Annotated in this window: 19 protein-coding genes; 17 read left to right on the top strand and 2 right to left on the bottom strand. The window is 68.8% G+C overall.

What is annotated here, in order from left to right:
* Both AC30PD_RS23575 and AC30PD_RS23580 read right to left on the bottom strand, forming a co-directional pair.
* Positions 1 to 372, bottom strand: a 372-nt coding sequence (locus AC30PD_RS23575) for an enoyl-CoA hydratase/isomerase family protein (RefSeq protein WP_489538149.1), incomplete at its 3' end; no start/stop codon positions are given.
* 22 nt (positions 373 to 394) lie between these two features.
* Positions 395 to 1,579, bottom strand: a complete 1,185-nt coding sequence (locus tag AC30PD_RS23580) for an acyl-CoA dehydrogenase family protein (protein WP_489538150.1) — start codon at positions 1,577 to 1,579, stop codon at positions 395 to 397.
* A 172-nt stretch (positions 1,580 to 1,751) separates the two neighbouring features.
* Here AC30PD_RS23580 and AC30PD_RS23585 point away from each other — a divergent pair, with 172 nt between their 5' ends.
* The 17 genes from AC30PD_RS23585 (at position 1,752) to AC30PD_RS23665 (ending at position 20,177) form a co-directional block, all read left to right on the top strand.
* A complete protein-coding gene (locus tag AC30PD_RS23585) occupies positions 1,752 to 3,293 on the top strand; it encodes a class I adenylate-forming enzyme family protein (protein ID WP_489538151.1) in 1,542 nt (513 codons plus the stop codon).
* Positions 3,294 to 3,407: 114 nt separating this feature from the next.
* Positions 3,408 to 4,592: a lipid-transfer protein gene (locus AC30PD_RS23590; protein WP_489538152.1), complete on the top strand. Its 1,185-nt coding sequence runs from the start codon at positions 3,408 to 3,410 to the stop codon at positions 4,590 to 4,592.
* 26 nt (positions 4,593 to 4,618) lie between these two features.
* On the top strand, positions 4,619 to 5,062 hold the full coding sequence (locus AC30PD_RS23595) for a MaoC family dehydratase N-terminal domain-containing protein (RefSeq protein ID WP_489538153.1): 444 nt from the start codon (positions 4,619 to 4,621) through the stop codon (positions 5,060 to 5,062).
* An 11-nt stretch (positions 5,063 to 5,073) separates the two neighbouring features.
* Complete coding sequence (locus AC30PD_RS23600) at positions 5,074 to 5,490, top strand: MaoC family dehydratase (protein ID WP_489538154.1); 417 nt, start codon at positions 5,074 to 5,076, stop codon at positions 5,488 to 5,490.
* A gap of 46 nt (positions 5,491 to 5,536) precedes the next feature.
* Positions 5,537 to 6,364: an SDR family NAD(P)-dependent oxidoreductase gene (locus AC30PD_RS23605; RefSeq protein ID WP_448169635.1), complete on the top strand. Its 828-nt coding sequence runs from the start codon at positions 5,537 to 5,539 to the stop codon at positions 6,362 to 6,364.
* Positions 6,365 to 6,388: 24 nt separating this feature from the next.
* Entirely contained in the window at positions 6,389 to 7,570 is a 1,182-nt protein-coding gene (locus tag AC30PD_RS23610; protein WP_448169634.1) for an acyl-CoA dehydrogenase family protein, read from the top strand.
* Between the two features lie 22 nt (positions 7,571 to 7,592).
* Positions 7,593 to 8,732, top strand: a complete 1,140-nt coding sequence (locus AC30PD_RS23615; RefSeq protein ID WP_448169633.1) for an acyl-CoA dehydrogenase family protein — start codon at positions 7,593 to 7,595, stop codon at positions 8,730 to 8,732.
* 61 nt (positions 8,733 to 8,793) lie between these two features.
* Entirely contained in the window at positions 8,794 to 10,401 is a 1,608-nt protein-coding gene (locus AC30PD_RS23620) for an acyl-CoA carboxylase subunit beta (protein ID WP_489538155.1), read from the top strand.
* A 22-nt stretch (positions 10,402 to 10,423) separates the two neighbouring features.
* Positions 10,424 to 11,617, top strand: a complete 1,194-nt coding sequence (locus tag AC30PD_RS23625) for a CaiB/BaiF CoA transferase family protein (RefSeq protein WP_489538156.1) — start codon at positions 10,424 to 10,426, stop codon at positions 11,615 to 11,617.
* Positions 11,618 to 11,639: 22 nt separating this feature from the next.
* Positions 11,640 to 12,800, top strand: coding sequence for an acyl-CoA dehydrogenase family protein (locus AC30PD_RS23630; protein ID WP_489538258.1), 1,161 nt, complete (start codon positions 11,640 to 11,642; stop codon positions 12,798 to 12,800).
* A gap of 7 nt (positions 12,801 to 12,807) precedes the next feature.
* Positions 12,808 to 13,608, top strand: a complete 801-nt coding sequence (locus AC30PD_RS23635; RefSeq protein WP_489538157.1) for an enoyl-CoA hydratase/isomerase family protein — start codon at positions 12,808 to 12,810, stop codon at positions 13,606 to 13,608.
* Entirely contained in the window at positions 13,609 to 15,603 is a 1,995-nt protein-coding gene (locus AC30PD_RS23640) for an acetyl/propionyl/methylcrotonyl-CoA carboxylase subunit alpha (protein ID WP_489538158.1), read from the top strand.
* A 37-nt stretch (positions 15,604 to 15,640) separates the two neighbouring features.
* Positions 15,641 to 16,435, top strand: a complete 795-nt coding sequence (locus AC30PD_RS23645; protein ID WP_489538159.1) for an enoyl-CoA hydratase-related protein — start codon at positions 15,641 to 15,643, stop codon at positions 16,433 to 16,435.
* 36 nt (positions 16,436 to 16,471) lie between these two features.
* A complete protein-coding gene (locus tag AC30PD_RS23650; protein WP_489538160.1) occupies positions 16,472 to 17,278 on the top strand; it encodes an enoyl-CoA hydratase-related protein in 807 nt (268 codons plus the stop codon).
* A gap of 30 nt (positions 17,279 to 17,308) precedes the next feature.
* Positions 17,309 to 18,097, top strand: a complete 789-nt coding sequence (locus tag AC30PD_RS23655; protein ID WP_489538161.1) for an enoyl-CoA hydratase/isomerase family protein — start codon at positions 17,309 to 17,311, stop codon at positions 18,095 to 18,097.
* 27 nt (positions 18,098 to 18,124) lie between these two features.
* The gene (locus AC30PD_RS23660; RefSeq protein WP_489538162.1) at positions 18,125 to 19,045 is read left to right on the top strand and encodes an MBL fold metallo-hydrolase; all 921 of its coding nucleotides are present in this window, start codon (positions 18,125 to 18,127) and stop codon (positions 19,043 to 19,045) included.
* A 13-nt stretch (positions 19,046 to 19,058) separates the two neighbouring features.
* Complete coding sequence (locus AC30PD_RS23665) at positions 19,059 to 20,177, top strand: NADH:flavin oxidoreductase/NADH oxidase (protein WP_489538163.1); 1,119 nt, start codon at positions 19,059 to 19,061, stop codon at positions 20,175 to 20,177.
* Positions 20,178 to 20,201 lie beyond the last annotated feature (24 nt).

Below are 20,201 nucleotides of genomic sequence, written 5' to 3' on the forward strand. Positions count from 1 at the left end.
GTTGAGTGCCGCGATGGTCGGCTTCGGCAGCGCGCGCAGGCGCTCGATCATGCCGCCGATCAGATCGAGGAAGGCACTCATCGCGTCGTCCGCTGCGGGCCCGGAGCCGGCGTTCTCGAACACGCCCTTGAGATCGGCACCGGCGCAGAAAGCGCGACCGGCGCCGGTGAGTACCAGTACGCGAACTTCCGGGTCATGCTCGACCCGTGCGATGGCGGCGAGCAATTCGCGGCACATCGTGTCCGACAGGGCATTCATCGCGTCGGGCCGGTCCAGCGTGATCCACGCCGTGGCACCTCGCCGCTCGAACCGGGAGGCAGTCGTCGCTTGCATCTTTCTCCATTCTTGTGGGTTCAGGTCCGCAGCCTGCATGGTGCTGCGGTCCCTGCGGTCGTCAGCCCTTGAGCAATTCCTCGGCGATGATCATCTTGCGCACCTCGGAGGTACCGGCGCCGATCTCGAGGATCTTGATGCAGCGGAACAGGCGGTTGATCTCGGACTCCCAGATGTAGCCGCCGCCGCCGTGAACCTGCAGGGCCTTGTTCAGCACGCGGTTGCAGGCCTCGCCGGCGAACAGGATCGACGCGGCGGTGAGCTTGTGGGCCTCGCCGCGGCCGCCGCCGCCGATCTCGAGTTCGTTGACCTCGGCCAGGGTGCGCCAGACGAACGTTTTCATCGCCTCGGTTTCGGTGTACATCTCGGCCAGCAGCGCCTGCACCATCTGGAAGCTGCCGATCGGCTTGCCGAACTGCACGCGGGTCTTGGCGAACTCGACGCTCAGTTGCAACGCACGCTCGCAGATGCCGACACAGATCTGCCCCGCGATCGCGCGCTCGAGATCGAGCCCGCTCATCACGATCTTCACGCCTTCGTTCTCGGCGCCCACGAGGTTGGCGGCCGGCACACGGCAGTCCTCGAACACGAGCTCGCCGGTTTGGCTGCCGCGAAAGCCCATCTTGACGAGCTTTTGCGCGACCTTGAAACCCGGGAAGTTCTTCTCGACGATGAACGCCGAGATGCCCTTGGCGCCGCGCTCGGGCGCGGTCTTGGCATAGACCAGCAGCACATCGGCGACCGGGCCGTTGGTGATGTAGAGCTTGCCGCCGTTGAGCACGAAGTGGTCGCCGTCGCGGCGCGCGGTGGTGCGCATGCTGCCCAGCGCGTCGGAGCCGGCGCCGGGCTCGGTCAGGCCGAGCGCGCCGATCTGGGTGCCGTTGCACAGGCCCGGCAGGTACTGGCGGCGCTGCGCTTCGCTGGCATTGCGGAAGATGTTGTTGACGCACAGGTTGTCGTGCGCGGCCCAGGACAGGGCCATGGCCGGGTTCCAGCGCGCAAAGGCCTGGCAGACCAGCCCTGAGCTGAACAAGTCCATGCCGGCGCCGCCGTACTCGGGTGGCACGGTCGCACCCATGAAGCCGGCCGCGCCGATCTTGGCGAAGGCCTCGGGCGGCCACCACTCCTCGTCGTCCATGCGGCGCGACAGCGGCGCCAGTTCCTTGCGCGCGAAACGGTCGGCGGCTTCGAGCACCGCCTGATCGTCGGGCGACAGTGTGAAGCGGCTGGAGCGTGTTTCGGGCATGGTGGTCGGGAGCGATGGGATCGGCGAACAGGATCAACTGGAACGGCGGCCCGACCAAGCGATCAACAGCCATGCAGGGTATGCGCGTGTTGTAAGACTGTCAAGCGTTAGGTAGACTTCGATCCCTCGGTGCTGAGTGGATGGCGCCGCAACCGGAGCACGGCGGTCTGGCATGGCAACGGAAATCGGCGCGCACCCCTTGACGGTGGCGGACCTGCTGCGCAAGCAGGCCACCACGCGTGCCGACGCGACCGCGATCGAAGACGCGCTCGGCGCGTTGAGCTATCGCGCGCTCGATCAACGTGTCAACCAGCTCGCGCAGGCCTTGCTGCGGCGCGGCGCGGCGGCCGGCGACCGGATCGCCATCCTGGCCGAGAACCGCCGGGAATACCTGCTGCTGCAGCTCGCCGCGGCCAAGCTCGGCGTGATCGTGGCCTGCCTGAACTGGCGCCTCTCCGACATCGAGCTGATCCACTGCCTGCGCCTGGTCTCGCCGCGCACGGTATTCGTCTCGACGCGCTACGCGCCGACGCTGGCGCGCCTCGACCACGGCGTCGCCGACGTGATCGACATCGACCGCGAGTTCGACACGCTGCTGGCGGGCATGCCGGCCCAGGACCCGCAGCACGACGTCGACCCCGAGCAGGGGCTGGTGATCCTCTACACCAGTGGCACCACCGGCATGCCCAAGGGCGCGGTGATCAGCCAGCGCGCAATGGTGGCGCGGGCGATGTGCTTCGCCGGCGAATACGGCATCGGCGCCGAGCACTGCTACGTGGCTTGGTCACCGCTGTTCCACATGGCGGCCACCGACTTCAGCCTGGCCACGCTGATGATCGGCGGCAAGGTGGTGGTGCAGGACGGGCTCGACATCGATCGGCTGTGCGCGACGGTCGAGCGCGAACTCATCGGCTGGCTGGTGGCGATGCCCGGCATGATCGACCTGCTGATCGACGGCCTGCGACGCAACGCGACCCGGCCGCGCGGCGTGAGCGTGGTCGGTGCGATGGCCGATCTGGTGCCGCTGCAGCAGATCGCCGACTTGACGGGCTTGCTGAACGCACCCTACATCAACAGTTTCGGCGCCACCGAAACCGGCCTGGCGCCGGCCTCGGGCTCCAGGCTCACGCCCGGGGTCGTGCCGACCAGCCTAGCCAAGCGCGAATCGGGTTTCTGCCGCGTGCGCCTGGTCGATGCCGACGACAGGGACGTGCCGGTGGGCACGCCGGGCGAGGCAGCGGTGCGCGGGCCGACGCTGTTCTCGGGCTACTGGAACGCGCCCGAGGTCAACGCACACGACTTCCGCGGCGGCTGGTTCCACATGGGCGACCTGTTCGTGCGCCGCGACGACGGCACGCTCGACTTCGTCGACCGCGCCAAGTACCTGATCAAGTCGGGCGGCGAGAACATCTACCCTGCCGAGATCGAACGCGTGCTGCTGGCGCAGCCGGGTGTTGCCGACGCCGCGGTGGTGCGCCAGCGCGACGAGCGCTGGGGCGAGGTGCCGATCGTGTTCGTCGCGTTCAAGCCGGGTGCCGCGGCCGATACCGACGCACTCGGCGCGCGCTGCCGCGAGCAACTCGCCGGCTACAAGCAGCCGAAGGAATTCCGCGTCGTCGAGCTGGCCTCGTTCCCGCGCAGCAGCACCGGGAAGATCCAGCGTCACGAGATCGAGCGCATGTGGCTGACGCCGGTCCGGAAGCACCCCGTTTGACAAGGCCCAAGAGACCAGCATGAGCCATGAACTTTCGATGATCCTGCTGCCGCAGGACACGCGCCTCTTGCCGATCGTGTGTATGAGTTTCCCCCAACCAATGGAAGGTTTGCCATGAATCAGAAAGTCATCGTCGCCGGCGTCGGCATGATCCCGTTCGCCAAGCCGGGCGCGAGCGAGCCCTATCACGTGATGGGCGAGAAGGCCACGCGGCTCGCGCTCGCGGATGCGGGCGTCGACTACAAGGCGATCCAGCAGGCCTTCGTCGGCTACGTCTACGGCGACTCGACCTGCGGCCAGCGTGCGCTGTACCCGGTGGGCATGACCGGCATCCCGGTGCTCAACGTCAACAACAACTGCTCGACCGGCTCGTCGGCGCTGTTCCTGGCACGCCAGGCGGTGCAATCGGGTGCGGCCGAGTGCGTGCTGGCGCTCGGATTCGAGCAGATGCAGCCGGGCGCGATCAAGGCCGCCTTCGCCGATCGGCCGACGCCGTTCGACGACTTCGACCAGATCACCGACGAACTCGTCGGCCACCCCGAGATCCCGCTCGCGCTGCGCTATTTCGGCGGCGCCGGCAAGGCCCACATGGACAAGTACGGCACCAAGCTGGAAACCTTCGCGAGCATTCGCGCCAAGGCCAGCCGACATGCCGTCAACAACCCACTGGCGTTGTTCCGCAAGGAGGTCAGCACCGAGGACGTGATGGCCTCGCCGATGCTCTGGGAAGGCGTGATGACGCGCCTGATGGCCTGCCCGCCGACCTGCGGCGCGGCCGCGGCAGTCGTGTGCTCGGAAGCCTATGCCAAGAAGCATGGGCTGAACACCCAGGTCAGCATCGCCGCGCAGGCGATGGCGACCGACTTTGCCAGCACCTTCGACTCGAAGGACATGATGCGCGTGGTCGGCTACGACATGGCGCGCGATGCCTGTCGCCAGGTCTACGAGCAGGCCGGCATCGGGCCCGGCGATGTCGACGTGGTCGAACTGCACGACTGCTTCGCGCAGAACGAACTGATCACCTACGAGGGCCTCGGCTTGTGCCCGGAAGGCGGTGCCGAGAAGTTCGTGCTCGACGGCGACAACACCTACGGCGGCAAGGTCGTCACCAACCCGTCCGGCGGGCTGCTGTCCAAGGGCCACCCGCTCGGCGCCACCGGGCTGGCGCAATGCTACGAGCTGACGCACCAGCTGCGCGGCACCGCCGACAAGCGCCAGGTGAAGGGCGCGCGCGTCGCGCTGCAACACAACCTGGGACTCGGCGGCGCCTGCGTCGTCACACTCTACAAGGCCGCCTGAGGCGCGACACCGAGGACCATGCCGTCATGATCGACAAGAAACACATCGGCTACGCGCCGCCGCCCGTGCTGTGGGACGTGGAGAAGGGCCGCATCGCCTTCTTTGCGAAGGTGATCGGCCTGACCGACCCGATCCACACCGACGACGCGGCGGCCAAGTCGGCCGGCTACCGCGGCATCGTCGCGCCGCCGACCTTCATCTTCGGCGCGCCGGGCGACTCGGGCGAGACCATGAAGCTGATCGAAACGCTCGAGATCGACCTCGGCAAGGTGCTGCACGGCGAGCAGCGATTCGACTACCACGCGCCGGTGTGCGCCGGCGACACGCTGCGCTTCGAGTCGAAGGTCAGCGACATCTACGACAAGAAGGGCGGCGCGCTCGAATTCGTCGTCAACGGCACGAAGGTGACCAACCAGCTCGGCGAGCATGTCGCCGACCTGCATTCGGTCATCGTCGTCCGCCACGGCTGAAGGGACCGACCATGACATTCAACGTTCAAAAGGTCGCCGTTGGCGATGCCATGCCGGTGCTGCAGCTGGCACCCATCAGCCGCACCACGCTGGCGCTGTTCGCCGGCGCCTCGGGTGATCACAACCCAATCCACATCGACATCGACTTCGCGCAGAAATCCGGCATGAAGGACGTCTTCGCGCACGGCATGTTGTCGATGGCCTACCTGGCGCGCGCGCTCGCCGAATGGGTGCCGCAGCGGCGCATCCTGCGCTACGGCGTGCGCTTCGCGGCCATCACCCAGCTTGGAGATCGCATCCAGTGCAGCGGCAAGGTCGTCGAGAAGCTCGTGCATGACGGTCGACCCTGCGCCCGCGTCGAACTCACCGCGGCCAAACGCAGCGGCGAAGTGACGCTGGCCGGCGAGGCGCTCGTCGCGCTGGACTGAAACGCCAGCCGGCACGTTTCCAACATCTCAATCAAGGACAAAACTCATGAAGAAGCTCGAAGGCAAGGTGGCCATCGTCTCCGGTTCCGGCCGCGGCATCGGCCGCGCCATCGCGATGAAGCTCGCCAGCGAGGGCGCCAAGGTCGTCGTCAATGACCTCGACCCGGCACCGGCGGAGCAGACCGTGGCCGACATCAAGGCCGCCGGCGGGCAGGCGCTGGCCTGCGCCGGCAGCATCACCGCCGACGGTTTCCCCGAGGCGTTCGTGAAGAGCGCGATCGACGGCTTCGGCGGCCTGGACATCATCATCAACAACGCCGGCTACACCTGGGACAACGTGGTCCAGAAGATGACCGATGAGCAGTGGCACGCGATCCTCGACGTGCACCTGACGGCGCCGTTCAAGATCCTGCGCGCGGCGGCCGACTACATCCGCCACCAGTCGAAGGTCGAGGCCGACGCCGGCAAGGAAATCTTCCGCAAGGTCGTCAACATCTCGTCGATCGCCGGCACCGGCGGCAACGCCGGCCAGGCCAACTACTCGGCCGGCAAGGCCGGCATCATCGGGTTGACGAAGGCGCTGTCCAAGGAGTGGGGGCGCTACAAGGTCAACGTCAACGCGGTTGCGTTCGGCATGATCAAGACGCGTCTGACCGAGGCCACGGCCGGCGGCAACGCTTCCATCGACGTCGAGGGCCGCAAGATCAAGGTCGGCGTCAACCCGGACCTGCTGGCGATGATGGAGCGCAGCATCCCGCTCGGCCGCAGCGGCACACCCGAAGAGGCAGCCGGCTCGGTCTACCTGCTGTGCACGCCAGAGTCGAACTACATCAGCGGCCAGACGCTGATCTGCGGCGGCGGCATCTCGATCTGATCGTTGTCTGCAGGGCCGGCCACCATGGATCTTTCGTTCAGCGACAGCGACCGCGCGTTCCAGCGTGAGGTGCGCGACTGGTTCGCCGCCAACACGCCCGAGCACCTGCGCCGCAAGGTGGTGACCGGCGAGATGCTGAACAAGGAAGACATCGTGCAGTGGCAGCGCCGGCTCGACGAGCAGGGCTACCTGGTCGTCGGCTGGCCGCAGGCGCATGGCGGCCCCGGCTGGACGCCGACGCAGCGCTACCTGTTCGACCTGGAGCGCGCTGCGGCCAACGCACCCGTCGGCCTGTCGATGGGCGTGATCATGCTGGGGCCGGTGTTGATGGCCTTCGGCACCGAGGCCCAAAAGGCGAAGTACCTGCCGCGCATCCGGCGCTGCGAGGACTGGTGGTGCCAGGGCTATTCAGAGCCCGGCGCCGGCTCCGACCTGGCGAGCCTGAAGACGAGCGCGGTGGCCGATGGCGACGACTACGTCATCAACGGCTCGAAGATCTGGACCACCTACGCCCACTGGGCCAACCTGATGTTCTGCCTGGTGCGCACCGCGAACACCGGCAAGAAGCAGGAAGGCATCTCCTTCCTGCTGATCGAGATGGACCGCCCCGGCATCGAGGTGCGGCCGATCGTCTCGATCGACGGCGAGCACCACCTGAACCAGGTCTTCTTCACCGACCTGCGCGTGCCCATGGCCAACCTCGTGGGCAAGGAGGGGCAGGGCTGGGAGATCGCCAAGTACCTGTTGACGCACGAGCGCACCAGCATCGCCGGCGTGGCCGACAGCAAGGCGGCGCTCGCCAATCTCTACCGCGCGGCAGCCGAGCGGCGCTCGGGCGGCCGGCCCCTGATCGACGATGCCGCGATGCGCGCCAAGCTTGCGCGGGCCGAGATCGACCTGATGGCGCTCGAATACACGAACCTGCGCGTGCTTTCCGACACTGCGGCCGGCAAGGCGCCCGGGCCGGAGTCGTCGTTGCTGAAGATCATGGGTACCGCGGTGCAGCAGACGCTGTCGGAGCTGAGCGTGGAAATCGGCGCCGAGCAGGCCTGGCCCTGGCATGCGAACGGCGCGCTCGCGGACTCCGACCACGCGCATGCGATGGAGCGCTACGCCTTCCTGCGCGCTGCCACCATCTACGGCGGCAGTGACGAAGTGCAGAAGACCGTGCTCGCCCGGTCGATGCTGGGCAAGGACCGGGCCTGACGCCGGCGCACCGAGACAAGCGATGGACCTGACGCCCACCCCCGAACAGAAGATGCTGCGCGATGCCGCGCAGAAATACCTGCGTGCCGAATACCGCTTCGACCTGCGCAACCAGCTGATCGCCTCCGACCCTGGCATGAGCCGCGCGCACTGGCGCCGCTTTGCCGAGTTCGGCTGGCTCGGGCTGGGCCTGCCCGAAGCGCATGGCGGCTTCGGTGCGATGCCCGAGCTCATCCAGGTCGCCGAGGCGCTCGGCGCGTCGCTGGTGGTCGAGCCCTACCTGGCCAGCACCGTGCTCGCCGGCCAGGCCATCGCCAGTGCCGGCAACGCGGCGCAATGCGCGGCCCTGCTGCCCCCGCTGATCGCCGGTGAGGCCATCTACACGCTGGCCCACACCGAGGCCGATTCGCGCCACGAACTGGCCTGGGTGAGCGCCAGCGCGCGCCGGCAGGGCCAGGGCTGGGTGCTGTCCGGCCACAAGACCGGCGTCCCCGCAGCGCCGTGGGCCGATGCCTTCGTGGTCGCTGCGCGCACGGCTGGCGCGGCGGGCGAGCGTGACGGGATCGGCCTGTTCGTCGTCCCGGCCCGAGCCGAGGGGCTGAGCCTGACGGCCTATGCGCGCTACGACGGCGCCCGTGCCGGCGAGCTGCACCTGAACAACGTGGCGCTCGACGGCGCTGCCCTGTTGGGCGACCCCGCGGCCGGCCTGGCTACGCTGGAGCGCGCCGTCGACCTGGCCACGGTCGCGGCCTGCGCCGACGCGCTGGGCGCGATGACGGCGGTGCTGTTCAAGACCGGCGAGTACCTCGCCACCCGCCAGCAGTTCGGCGCGCCGCTGGCGAGCTTCCAGGTGCTGCAGCACCGACTGGTCGACATGTTCGCCGCGGTCGAAGCCAGCCGCTCGATGCTGCTGCTGGCAGCGCTGCAGGCCGACAACCCGGTGCCCGCCGAACGCGCGCGCGCGGTGTCCGCGGCCAAGGTGGCGATCGGCGAGCGCGCCCGCCATGTCGGGCAGCAGGGCGTGCAGTTGCACGGCGGCGTCGGCATGACCGAGGAACTGGACATCGGCCACTACTTTCGCCGTCTGACGCTGTTCCAGAACTGGTTCGGCGGAGTCGACCATCACCTGCAACGCTTCGCTGCCCTGAGCGTGCCTGCGTAGTGGGCACGCGTCTGTCCCGCGCGTCATACCGACGCCACGCCCCTTTGATGAAAGCCTGCGCATGACGCCGATGTCGACCATGGTTTCGCCCGGCAGCGACACCTTCGCCCGCAACCGCGACGCCTACCTCGCGCGCATTGCCGACCTGCACGCGCGCCGCGCCCGGGCCCTCGTGGGTGGGCCCGAGAAAGCGCGCCGCCTGCACAAGGAGCGCGGCCAGCTGCTGCCGCGCGAGCGCCTGGCGGCGGTGCTCGACCCCGGCTCACCCTTCCTCGAATTCGGCCAGCTCGCCGGCGACGGCCTGTACGAGGGCGTGCCGCCGGGCGGCAGCATCATCACCGGCGTCGGCTTGGTCAGCGGCCGGCCGTGCATGCTGATGATTCACGACGCCACCGTGAAGGGCGGCACCTATTACGGCATCACGTCGAAGAAGCACGTGCGGGCGCAGATGTTCGCCTGGCAGCACAGGCTGCCGTGCATCACGATGGTCCAGTCGGGCGGCGCCAACCTGCCCGAGCAGGCCTTCATCTTCCCCGACGACGGTCAGTTCGGCTCGATCTTCTACAACCAGATCCGCATGTCGGGCGAGGGCATCACGCAGATCGCGACGGTGCACGGCCCGTCCACCGCGGGCGGCGCCTACCTGCCGGCGCTGTGCGACGAGGCGGTGATCGTGCGCAACCAGGGCGCGATGTTCCTCGGCGGGCCGCAGCTGGTGTTCGCCGCGACCAAAGAGGTGGTCGACGTCGAGACGCTCGGCGGTGGCGACATGCACAGCCGCATCAGCGGCGTCACCGACCACCTTGCCGAGAGCGACGGCCACGCGATCGCGATCGTGCGCGACATCGTCGCCAACCTCGGCACCGGCCCGAAGCAGCGCTGGGACGTGGCGCCCGCCCGCCCGCCGCGTTACGACCCGCGCGAGATCTACGGCATCGTCAGCGCCGACACACGCCACCCGACCGACAACCGCGAGGTGCTGGCGCGCCTGATCGACGACAGCGAGCTGCAGGAGTTCAAGCCACTGTTCGGCCAGTCGATGATCTGCGGCTTCGCGCGCATCAAGGGCTTTCAGGTCGGCATCCTGGCCAACAACGGCGTGATCTTTTCCGAGTGCGCGCTGAAGGGCGCGCACTTCATTGAGCTGGCCTGCCAGCGCGACATCCCGCTGCTCTTCATCGCTGACGTGTCGGGCTTCATGGTCGGCCAGGCGGTCGAGCGCGAAGGCATCGCCAAGCACGGCGCCAAGTTCATGACCGCGATGGCCTCGGCCAACGTGCCGCGCTACACGCTGATCACCGGCGGCTCGTATGCCGCCGCCTACCTGGCGATGTGCGGCCGCCCCTTCAAGCCGCACGTGATGATGATGTGGCCGACCGGCCGCGCCGCGCTGATGGGGCCCGAGCAGGCGGCGACGACGATGACGATGGTGCGCGACAACATCCACGAGCGCGAGGGCACGAGCTGGACCGAGGACGAGAAGGAGCGTTTCAAGGAGCCGATCCGCAAGCAGTTCGAGACCTTCGCCAGCCCGTACAACTACGCCGCCAACATGTGGTGCGACATGGTGATCGACCCGCTCGAAACGCGCGACACGATGGCGCTGCTGTTCGAGATGGCGGGCCGCCAGCCGCAGCGCGACACGCATTTCGGCGTGTTCCGGATGTAGGGCCGCAGGCAACACACCACCCATGCTCGAGAACATCCTCCAGGGCTGCCGCGTCATTGATCTGACGCAGAACGTGGCCGGCCCGTTCTGCACCCAGACTCTCGGCGACCTCGGCGCCGAGGTCATCAAGATCGAACGCCCGGGCAGCGGCGACGATGCGCGCCAGTGGAAGCCACCCGAAGTGGCCGGCGTCTCGACCGGCTTCGCGGCGCTGAACCGCAACAAGAAGAGCGTCTGCATCGACCTCGACAGCGCGGCCGGCCAGCAGCTGGTCGCGCGCCTGGCGGCCGGTGCCGACGTGCTGGTGCATTCGCTCAAGCCCGGCAGCGCCGAAGCGCGCGGCCTCGGCGACGAACACCTTCGGCCGGCCAATTCGCGCCTCGTGTACTGCGCGATCAGCGCCTTCGGCGAGGTCGGCCCGATGCGCGCGCTGCCCGGCTACGACCCGCTGATGCAGGCCTTCACCGGCATCATGAGCGTCAGCGGCCACGAAGGTGACGAGCCGGCGCGCGTCGGCGTGTCGCTGATCGACATGGGCACCGGCATGTGGGCCACGATGGCGATCCTGGCCGCGCTGCTGCGCCGCTCCACCACGGGCGAGGGCATGCGCGTGCACGCGAGCCTGCTCGAGACCGGTCTGTCGTGGATGACGGTGCCGGTCGCGAACTATCTGGCGACCCAGCGCCTGCCCCGCAAGATGGGTTCGGCGATGGCGATGATGGCGCCCTACGAACTCTTCGACAGCGCCGACGGCAAGGTCTTCATCGCCGCGGCCAACGACCGGCTGTTCGGCCGCATCTGCAGCGCGCTGGGTTGCCCCGACCTGGCGCAGGACCCGCGCTTCATCGACATGTCGGCGCGCATCGGCTACCGCGAGGCGCTGCACGCCGAACTCGAATCGCGCACCCGGCAGCGCAGCACCGTCGACTGCGTGACGGCGCTGCGCGCGGCCGGCGCGCCCTGCAGCGAGATGCACGACGTGGCCCAGATGCTGGCGCACGAGCAGGTGCAGGCGGTGGGCATGCTGGGCGCGCTGCCGCTGCCGGGCGCACCGCAACACCAGGCGATGGGCCTGCCCTTCAGTTCGCAGGGCCGGCGCGGGCGCAGCGGGCAGCCGCCGCCCGTGCTGGGCGCGAGCACCGACGAGGTGTTGACGGCGCTGGGCCTGCATGCAGATGAACTGGCGGCGCTGCGACAGCAACGCGTCGTCGATTGACACAGACAAGGCCGACATCCGCATGAACTTCGACTACACCGAGACCCAGGGCCAGATCCGCGCCGCCGTCAAGGACCTGTGCAAGGGCTTCGGCCCCGAATACTGGCGCCAGTGCGCGCAGGACGACGCCTACCCGGAAGCCTTCGTCGACGCGATGGCCAAGGCCGGCTGGCTGGCCGCGCTGATCCCCGAGGAATACGGCGGCGCCGGGCTGCCGCTGCTCGACGCCTGCCTGATCCTGCAGGAGATCAACCAGAACGGCGGCAGCGCGGTGCACTGCCATGCGCAGATGTACACGATGGCGTCGATCCTGCGCCATGGCAGCGAAGCGCAGAAGCGCGCGACGCTGCCGCGCATCGCCGACGGCAGCCTGCGGCTGCAGGCCTTCGGCGTGACCGAGCCCGACGCCGGCTCCAACACGCTGGCGATCAAGACCTTCGCGCGCAAGGTGCCGGGCGGCTACGTCGTCAACGGCCAGAAGATCTGGACCTCGCGCTACAGCCACTCGCACATGTACCTGCTGATCGCGCGCACCACGCCGATCGACGCGGTGAAGAAGAAGACCGACGGCCTGAGCCTGTTCCTGATCGACATCAAGAAGGCCGGCGCGGCGCTGAAGGCCACGCCGATCCGTACGATGATCAACCACCACACCTTCCAGGTCTTCATCGACAACCTCGAACTCACCGACGACGACCGCATCGGCGAGGAAGGCAAGGGCTTCCACTACCTGCTGGATTCGCTGCATTCAGAGCGTCTGCTGGTGGCCAGCGAGGCGATCGGCGACGGCCACTGGTTCGTCGGCAAGGCCGCGCGCTACGGCAGCGAGCGTGTCGTCTTCGACCGCCCGATCGGCGCCAACCAGGGCGTGCAGTTCCCGATCGCGCGCGCCCACATGAACATCGAGGCCGCCGAACTGATGCGCAACAAGGCCGCGACGCTGTTCGACGCCGGCCTGCCGTGCGGGCGCGAGGCGACGATGGTCAAGTACCTGGCCAGCGAAGCGGCCTGGGAGGCGGCCGAGGCGGCGATGACCACCTTCGGCGGCTACGGCGTGGCCTGCGACTACGACATCGAGCGCAAGTGGAAGGAGAGCCGGCTGTTCCGCACCGCGCCGATCTCCAACAACCTGGTGCTGGCGCAGGTGGCCGAGCACCTGCTGGGCATGCCGCGTTCATATTGAGAGCCCGATGGACTACGAAACCCTGCTGATCCAGCCCGCGCCGGGCACCGCGCCCGAGGACGGCATCCGCTGCCTGGTGCTGAACCGGCCCGACGTGATGAACGCGATGAACACCCAGATGTTCGTCGACCTGCGCAATGCGCTGCACGAACTGGCGTTCGACGACAGCCTGCGCGTGCTGATCTTCAGCGGCGCCGGCGACCGCGCTTTCTGCACCGGCGGCGACCTGAAGCAGCGCAATGGCATGACCGACGCCGCCTGGCGCAAGCAGCACCAGCTTGCCGAGGAAGTGCTGCTCGCGGTGAAGGACTTTCCGCGCCCCGCGATCGCCGCGGTCGAGGGTCACGCCCACGGCGGCGGCTGCGAGCTGGCACTGATGTGCGACTGGATCGTGGCGGCGCGAACGGCGGTGTTCTCCCTGCCCGAAGTGCGGCGCGGCATCATGCCCGGCGGCGGTGGCATCCAGAACCTGGTGCGCGCCGTCGGCGCGCGACGCGCCAAGCAGCTGCTGCTGACGGCGCGGCGCTTCTCGGCCGAGCAAGCGGCGCAATGGGACATGGTGACCACGCTGGCCGAGACCGGCCAGGCGCTGGCCGTGGCGGTGGCCGAGGCGCGCGAGATCGTGCTGGCCGCGCCGATGGCGGTGCACTATGCCAAGCTCGCCGCATCGCGCGGCGGCGAGGTCGACTTCCATACCGGCTACGCCCTCGACATCGCCGCCTACAACGTGCTGGTGTCGTCGGACGACCGGCTCGAAGGTGTCAAGGCCTTCAACGAAAAGCGCGTGCCGCGCTGGAGCGGACGCTGAATGTTCACCAAGATCCTGATCGCCAATCGTGGCGAGATTGCCTGCCGCATTGCCCGTACCTGCCAGCGCCTCGGCATCGCCGTGGCCGGTGTTCATTCGAGTGCCGATCGCGATGCGCTGCACACGGCGGTGATCGGTGAATCGATCGGCCTGGGTGGCGCCACGGCGGCCGAAAGTTATCTGCGCATCGACGCGGTGATCGCTGCCGCCAGGCGCAGCGGGGCGCAGGCCATTCACCCGGGCTACGGCTTCCTGGCCGAGAACCCCGCGTTCGCGCGTGCGGTCGAGGCCGCCGGGCTGGTCTTCATCGGCCCGACGCCCGAGGTCATCGAACGTCTCGGCAACAAGGCGACGGCGAAGGCCGAGGCCCGTGCGGCCGATGTGGCCGTGCTCGGCGGCGGCGAGCAAGCCAGCGCCGACGCCGAGGTGGTGGCCGCCTGGGCGCGCGCACTGCCGCTGCCGGTGCTGCTGAAGCCGGCCGCGGGCGGCGGCGGCAAGGGCATGCATGTGGTGCGGCAGCACGACGCGTTGCCGGATGCCATCGGCACCGCGATGCGCGAAGCCAAGAGCGCGTTCGGCGACCCGGCGCTGATCGTCGAGCCGTACATCGAACGCGGCCGGCATGTCGAGGTGCAGATCGCCGGCGACGGGCGCGGCGAGGTCATCCACCTGTTCGAGCGCGAATGCACGCTGCAGCGCCGGCACCAGAAGCTGATCGAGGAAGCGCCCGCCGCGCCGCTGCCCGCCGGGCTGCGCGAGCTGATGCTGGCCGACGCGGTGCGGCTCGCGCAGCGGCTGAACTACCGCGGCGTCGGCACGGTCGAGTTCCTCGTTGCCGGCGACCGGCACTGGTTCCTCGAAGTGAACCCGCGGCTGCAGGTCGAACACCCGGTGACGGAAGAGGTCACCGGTGTCGACATCGTCGAGCTGATGCTGCGCGTGGCAGCCGGCGAGGGCCTGCCGCTGCGCCAGGCCGACGTGACGCTGCGTGGCCACGCGGTCGAGGCGCGCGTCTGTGCCGAGGATGCCGCGCACGACTTCATGCCGTCGACCGGCGAGATCATCGACGTGCAGTTCCCCGGCGCCGGCGTGCGTGTCGAGAGCGGCGTGCGCGCGGGCTCGGTGGTGACGCCGTACTACGACTCGATGCTGGCCAAGCTGATCGTGCACGCGCCTGATCGCGATGCCGCCTTCGACCGCCTCGCGCTCGCACTCGGCGCCACGCGCGTGCTCGGCGTGACGACCAACTGCCGCTTCCTGCAGCAGCTGATCGCGTTGCCGCAAACGCGCGACGCCAGCTTCCACACCCGCAGCGTCGACGAAGTGATGACGGCGCAAGGCCGCGCCGAACCCGCGCCGACGACGCTGCTGGCCGCGGCCGCCGCCTGGTGGTTGCTCGATGCGCGGCAGACCGCCGCCTCGTACGGCGCCTGGACCGCGACCGACGTCACCGGCTGGCAGATGCACGCCGGCGACGACCCGGTGACGGCGGTGCCGACGCTGCTGCTGCGCGAAGGAAAACAGCTGCGCCAGATCCGCTTCGGCGCGCCGCTGGCCGATGGTGAACTGCTGGTGCAGGTGGATGACGAGCGCATCCGCCTGTCGCTGCGCGCGCAGGGCGGGCTGTGGCAGCTCGGCGTCGGCGATGCGGTCGAAACCCTGGCCATCGCGCGCCGCGACGGCAACCTGTTCGTGCAGGCCCAGGGCAGCGCGTTCATCTTCGAGGCCATCGCCTACCTGGCCCAGGCCGCTGCGGCGCTGGTGACCTCGGGCGAGCTGCGCACGCCGATGATGGGCACGATTCTTCAGACCCACGCCGCGGTCGGCGACGCGGTGCGCGCCGGCGACGTGGTGGTGTCGATGGAGTCGATGAAGATGGAACTGAAGATCTGCGCCGAACACGACGGCACGCTGCGCAGCCTGACGGTCGCGGCCGGGCAGACGGTGGAGCGCGGCCTGGTGGTGGCGGTGGTCGACGCCGCGGAAGCGGCATAGCGCTCCCCGCCCATTCAATGACAACAAGGAGACGACGTTGAAGTACGAATCGATCAGGCTGGAAATGGATGGCGACTACGTTGCGCGGCTGACGCTGGCGCGCCCCGACATCCAGAACGCGATGAGCATGGGGCTGGTGCAGGAGCTGCGCCATGCGTTGCGCGTCATCGCCGCCAACGACAAGCTGCGCGCGGTGGTGCTGACCGGCGAGGGCAAGTCCTTCTGCGCCGGCGGCGACCTGAACTGGATGCAAAGCGTGCTCAAGCAGAGCCGCTCGGAGCGCATCGCGGAATCGAAGGTCCTGGCGGAGTTGTTCTACGAATTCGACAACCTGCCCAAGGTCGTCGTCGGCCGCATCAACGGCGCGGCCACCGGCGGCGGCTTCGGCATGACCTGCATCTGCGACGTCGGGGTGGCCTCGACCGCCGCGCGCTTCTCGCTGACCGAGGCGCGCCTGGGCCTCCTGCCGGCGAACATCAGCCCGTATGTCGCGCGCCGCATCGGCCTGGCGCGCTCGCGCCGCTACGCGCTCACGGCGCAGTTCATCGACGCGGCTCAGGCCGAGCGCATCGGCCTGGTCGATCGCGTCGCCGCGCCCGAGGAACTGGACCGCGCGGTCGAGGAAGAACTCGCGCTGATCATGGCGATTCCGGCCGGCTCAATCGCCTCGACGAAGAAGCTGTTCAACGACGTGATCGGCCGCCCGCCGCGCGACTGCATGGACTACACCGCGGCTGCGCTGGCCGACGCCTGGGAGACCGAGAACGCCGGCGAAGGCATCGCCGCATTCCTCGCCAAGCGCCCGGCGGCCTGGAAGGTCGCGCGCGGGTGAGGCGCCCAGTCTTCAGCAACGAAAGGCCATGAATCCATGAAAGACTTCGAGACCATCCGGCTCGTGTTCGATGCGGCCGGTGTCGCGCGCCTCACGCTGGCGCGGGCCGATGTTCACAACGCGCTGAACCCGACGATGTTCCAGGAGATCGGCGAGGCGCTCGACCTCATCGAGGCCAACCCCGCAGCGCGCGTCGTGGTGCTGAGCGGCGATGGCGAGAACTTCTGCGCCGGCGGCGACTTCCGCTGGCAGCAGAGCCAGGGCGACCAGGACCGCGCCAGCCGCATCCGCAGCGGCGTGCCGCTGGCCAGGATCCTGGCCCGACTCGACAGCTTCGGCCGCCCGATCATCGGCCGCATCAACGGCTCGGCTTACGGCGGCGGCGTCGGCCTGATCGCCATCTGCGATGTCGCGGTGGCCGTGGACAGCGCGCGCATCTCGCTCAGCGAGGTGCGCCTGGGCCTGGTGCCGGCGACCATCTCGCCCTATGTCGCGGCCAAGCTCGGCCCGAGCTACGCGCGGCGCGTGTTCCTGAACGGCAAGATCATGTCGGCCGCCGAGGCGCAACGCTACGGCCTGGTGCACGAAGTGGTCAGCGTGGCCGAACTCGATACCGCCGTCAACGCCGAGATCGACCTGGCGCTGGCTTGCGCGCCGGGCGCGGTGCAGATGACCAAGAAGCTGGTGCAGTTCGTCCTGGCCCACGACCCCGCGGACAACCTGATCTACACGGTGGACCGCCTGGCCGATTTCTGGGAGACCGAAGAAGCGAGCGAGGGCCTGAAGAGCTTCTTCGAGAAGCGCGCGCCGGCATGGCGCCGCAAGCACGAACCCGCAGCCTGAATCAACCCTCTCGCGACAGAAAGACAACCCATGAACGACGCAGACACCGTGATCTACGAGGTGCGCGACGGCATCGCCACCGTCAAGATCAACCGCCCCGAAATCCGCAACGCGCTGTCGCCTGCGGCAGCGAACCGACTGCACGACTGCTGGGGCGAGGTCGACGCCGACAAGAACGTGCGCGTGGCCATCCTGACCTCGGCCGACTGCGGCACCTTCTGCGCCGGGCTGGACCTGCGCGAAGCAGCGCGCGTGAAGAAGGAGGAGGGCGTCGACATCCTGACCAAGATGAAAGACCCGTTCCACGGCCGCCAGCGCCGCGTCGCCAAGCCCATCATCGCGGCGATGACCGGGCACCTGATCGCCGGCGGCATGATGCTGAGCCTGAACTCCGACCTGCGCGTGGGTCTGAAGGGCACGCAGGTGGGCATCACCGAAACGCGCATCGCCGGGCGCGGCAGCCCGTGGGCGATCCCGCTGCTGTGGATGCTGCCGCAGCCGCTGCTGATGGAGATGGTGCTGACCGGCGAGCTGTACCCGATCGACACCTTCCACCAGCTCGGCTTCATCAACTACCTCGAAGACACGCCCGACGCGGTGCGCGCGCGCGCCCAGTCGCTGGCGGAACGCATCCGCGACAACGCACCGCTGTCAGTGATGGCCGGCAAGGAATCGATCATGACCGCCATGAGCGCTGGCTGCGATGCCGGCATGGCACTGGCGCAGAACATCTATCGCGCCGCGTATGCCAGCGAGGACGCGCAAGAGGGCCCGCGTGCCTTTGCCGAGAAGCGCAAGCCGGTGTGGAAGGGGCGCTGAGGCACGGGTGACGAACGAGGGCGGCGCATGACCGACATTCGGTTTCCGAACGGCATGCAAGTCATCGAGCGCGGCTGGCTGTCGAGCAACAGCACGCTCTTCCTCGGCGCGCGATCCAGCACCCTCGTCGACAGCGGCTACTGCACGCATGCGCCACAGACCACGGCGCTGGTCGCTGCGGCGTTGCGCGGGCGCACGCTGGACCGGCTCGTCAACACCCATCTGCACAGTGACCGCTGCGGTGGCAACGCCGCGCTCCAGCAGCTGTATCCGGCAGTGCGGACGCTGATTCCGCCCGGCCTGTCGAGCGCGGTCACGCACTGGGATCCGGTCGCCCTTGGCTACGCCCCGACCGGGCAACTCTGCCCGCGCTTCGGATTCGACGGCCACGTGCTGCCCGGCACCGAGATCGACCTGGCCGACACGATGTGGCAGGTCCACGCCGCGCCCGGCCACGATCCCGAGTCGGTCATTCTGTTCGAGCCTCGGTCGCGCACGCTGATCTCGGCCGATGCCTTGTGGGAAAACGGTTTCGGCGTGGTCTTCGAAGAGCTCGAAGGCCGGGCGGCCTTCGACGAGGTGGGTTCGACCCTCGACCTGATCGAGCAACTCGATCCTCATTGGGTCGTTCCCGGCCATGGTCGGGTGTTCGCCTTCGTGCCCGAGGTTCTGGGCCGGGCGCGCGCGCGCCTCGATGCGTTCATCGAGAACCCGGAGCGGCACGCCCGCCACGCCGCCAAGGTGATGCTGAAATTCAAGCTGCTGGACAGCAGACGGATGCCGGTCGCCGAGTTGGTCGCATGGGCCGCCGGCACGCGCCACTTCCAGACGATTCACCAACGCTTCGCCGCGTCGGCGCCGGTGGGCGACTGGATCGGGCAGCTCACGCAGGAGCTGGTGCGATCGCAGGTGCTGCGACAAGTCGGCAACACGATCCACGATGCCTGAGGAACACGATCCCATGAACGTTCACGCTTTGCTGAGCCCGCTGCGGCTGCGCGAGATCGAACTGCCGAACCGCATCGTCGTCTCGCCCATGTGCCAGTACAGCGCGGTCGACGGTTGTGCCACCGACTGGCACCTCGTGCATCTGGGCCAATACGCCGTCTCGGGCGCCGGGCTGGTGGTCGTGGAGGCCACGCATGTCGAGCGTCGCGGCCGCATCACGCACGGTTGCCTGGGGCTGTACTCCGACGAGAACGAAGCCGCGCTGGTGCGCGTGGTCGACTTCTTCCGCCGCCACGGCAACGCCCGCCTCGGCATCCAGCTCGCGCACTCGGGCCGCAAGGGCTCGGCGCACCGGCCCTGGGAAGAGCGTGGCGACGCGCTCAAGGCGGGCGATGATCCTTGGCCCACCGTCGCCGCGTCGGCGCTCGCGTTCGATGCTGGCTGGCCGCGACCCGAGGCCCTCGACGCGCAGGGTATGAAGACGGTGTGCGATGCCTTCGTGCAAGCCACCCGGCGCGCGGCGCGCCTCGGCTTCGAGCTGGTCGAGCTGCACGCCGCCCACGGCTACCTGCTGCACAGCTTTCTGTCGCCGCTGAGCAACCAGCGCAGCGACGCGCATGGCGGCAGCCTGGACCATCGCATGCGCTTCCCGCTGGAGGTGTTCGACGCGGTGCGCGCCGAGTGGCCGCGCGAGCGGCCGCTGGGTGTGCGCATCTCGGCGACCGACTGGGTCGACGGTGGCTGGACACTCGACGACTCGTGCGCATTCGCGCGCGAACTGAAGGCGCGCGGCTGCGACTTCATCACCGTGTCGAGCGGCGGCATGTCGTTGCAGCAGAAGATCCCGCTCGGCGAAGGTTATCAACTGCCGCTGGCGGCTGCGGTGCGCGTGGCCGCCGGCCTGCCGGTGATGGGCGTGGGCATGCTGTTCGATCCGGTCCATGCAAACCAAGCGATCGCCACAGGCCAGTGCGACATGGCCGCCATCGCGCGCGGCATGCTGCACGACCCGCACTGGCCCTGGCGTGCCGCTGCCGAGCTCGGCGGCGAGGTGGCTCACCCGCCGCAGTACATCCGCGGCTATCTTTCGTCCTGGCTGCGCGGTCAACGCGCCGGCCATGGCGGCGCATAGTCCGCTCACACCACCAACAGGCTC

The organism is Rhizobacter sp. (genome assembly GCF_032229685.1).
In the GTDB taxonomy this organism is placed as follows: domain Bacteria; phylum Pseudomonadota; class Gammaproteobacteria; order Burkholderiales; family Burkholderiaceae_C; genus LMDS01.